General features: G+C 65.8%; 2 protein-coding genes. Both read right to left on the bottom strand.

The window, feature by feature from the left end:
- Positions 1-1,804, bottom strand: a 1,804-nt coding sequence (locus ACIPZF_RS26070) for a condensation domain-containing protein (RefSeq protein ID WP_400804948.1), incomplete at its 3' end; no start/stop codon positions are given.
- Positions 1,797-2,474, bottom strand: a 678-nt coding sequence (locus tag ACIPZF_RS26065) for a phosphopantetheine-binding protein (protein ID WP_400804945.1), incomplete at its 5' end; no start/stop codon positions are given. The genes ACIPZF_RS26065 and ACIPZF_RS26070, both read right to left, overlap by 8 nt.

The raw sequence follows: 2,474 nt of genomic DNA, 5'->3' as shown, positions 1-2,474 counted from the left end.
TGTAGCTCAGGCGCTCTGCCGGGTAGTCCGGGTCCAGCGGCACATAGGCACCCCCGGCCTTGAGAATCGCCAGCAGCCCGACCACCATTTCGAGGTTGCGCTCGGCGGCGATGCCGACCAGCACATCGGGGCCGACGCCCTGCTCCTGCAGCTTGTGAGCCAGCTGGTTGGCGCGCGCATCGAGCTGCGCATAGCTCAGGCCGTGCTCACCGAAGCGCAGCGCCTCGGCGTCCGGGGTGCGGGCGACCTGGGCCTCGATCAGGCGATGCACCGGGGTGTCCAGCGGGTAGTGAACAGCGGTGGCATTGAATTGCTCGATCAGTTGCTCACGCTCGGCAGCGTCGAGCAGCTGCAATGCCAGCATCGGGCGCTGCGGCTCGGCCACCAGCGCCTCGAGCAGGTTCTGCCAGTGCCGCACCAGACGCTCGAGGGTAGCCGGCTCGAACAGGTCGCTGGCATAGGTGAAACAGGCATGCAGCCCGAGGGCAGTTTCGGTGGTGTCCAGGCTCAGGTCGAACTGCGCACTGCGCTGAGGCTGCTCCAGCAAATCAACTTGCAGGCCGGCGATGGCCAGGCCCGGGGCCACGGCCGGCTGCACCTGGTGGTTGAACATCACCTGGAACAATGGACTGTGGCTGGCATTACGCTGTGGCTGCAAAGCCTCGACCAGTTGCTCGAACGGCAGGTCCTGGTGAGCCTGGGCTTGCAGCACGGTCTCGCGCAGGCCTTGCAGGTGCTCAGCGAAACTGAGGTGTGCAGCGCCGGTGTCTCTGATCACCAGCGTGTTGACGAAAAAGCCGATCAGGCGCTCGGTCTCGGCACGGTTACGGTTGGCCAATGGCACACCGATACGCAAGTCTTCCTGGCCGCTGTAGCGCCGCAGGAGCAACTGGAAACTACCCAGCAACACCGTGAACAGGCTCACATCCTGCTGTTGCGCCAAGTGTTTCAGGGCGCCTGCCAACGCCGTGGGCAACTGCACCGCCACACTCGCGCCCCGGCCGCTCGGGCGCGCCGGGCGCGGTTTGTCGAGGGGCAAGGCGAGGACATCGTCACCACTGCCCAGGCATTGGCGCCAGTAGGCCAGCTGTCGTTCGCGCTCACCGGCCTGCAACCACTGACGCTGCCACAGGGCGTAGTCGCTGTACTGGATGGCCAGCGCCGGCAGTTGCGCCGTTTCGCCACTACAGGCGGCGCGGTAGCACTCAAATAGTTCCTCGATCATCAACCCCATCGACCAGCCGTCGGTGACGATATGGTGCAGGCTGACCTGGAGGAGGAAATCATCCGGGCCCAAGGGTTGTACCCGCACGCGCATCGGCGCGGCATGAGCGATGTCGAACGGCATCCCCGCCTCCTCCCGCAGGCGTGCCTCGATCAGCTGTTCGCTGGCAACTTCAGGCTGCGCTGGCAGCACCTGCCAGTCCAGTTCGGCGTGGCTGCTGACCGCCTGCAGGGGTTGCCCGTCAACCTCGACGAAGCGCGTGCGCAAGCTGGCGTGGCGTGCCTGTACCTGCTCGAAGGCACTGCGCAGCATGGCCTGGTCCAGCGCACCACGCAGGCGCAGGGCCTGGCACAGGTTGTAGGCGCTGCCTTGCGGGTCGAGCTGCCAGAGGAACCACTGACGCTGCTGGGCATAGGACAGTGGCAACAGGCCTTGCTCGGTGGCCGGGACGATCGGCATACGTGCCACGTTCACCCCAGCCTCACCCAGCTTGCGGAACAGCTGTTGGCGCTTGTCGCTGTCCAGGCTGCCGATGCGGGCGACCAGCTCCTGCGAGCGTGCGGTTTGGGGCTTAAGCATTGTGTTCCTCCAATTCGTCGAGCGCACCGAAGATCAAGTCCAGTTCGTCGCCCGGATCGTTGTCGGCTGTAATCGCCTGCACGCGCTCGGCCAGTTGCCACAGCGTGCGCAAAGCGTAGAAATCGTTGATGGTCAGTTCGATGCCCAGGGCGCTGCGCAGTCGGGCTTGCAGCATGATCAATTGCAGCGAATGGCCGCCGAGCTCGAAGAAGTCGTCATCCAGACCCACTCGCTCAACCTTGAGCAGTTCCTGCCAGGTGGTGGCGAGCAGGCACTCCAGCTCGCTCTGCGGCGCGCGGTAGGTCACGCCGGCACTGGCCTGCGGTGCGGGCAAGGCGCGACGCTCGAGCTTGCCGTTGGCGGAAAGCGGCAGCGCTTCGAGCACCACGAAGTGCGCGGGCACCATGTAGTCCGGCAGCGTTGCCTGCAGCGCCAGCTTGAGCCTGTCGAGCAGGGCTTCGGCGGGCTCGGTGGGCACTACATAGGCCACCAGTTGCGCGCCACTGGCCGTGGTCTGTGCGACCACCGCCGCTTCGCGGACCTGATCCTGCTCCAGCAACCGCGCTTCGATTTCGCCCAGCTCGATGCGCAAGCCGCGGATCTTCACCTGGTGGTCGATCCGGCCCATGTACTCGATCACCCCGTCGGCGCGCTGGCGCGCCAGGTCGCC

The organism is Pseudomonas sp. NPDC089752 (assembly GCF_044748725.1).
GTDB lineage: Bacteria > Pseudomonadota > Gammaproteobacteria > Pseudomonadales > Pseudomonadaceae > Aquipseudomonas.
Note: the sequence above shows the minus strand (reverse complement) of the source record. Positions and strands in the feature narration are given on the sequence as shown.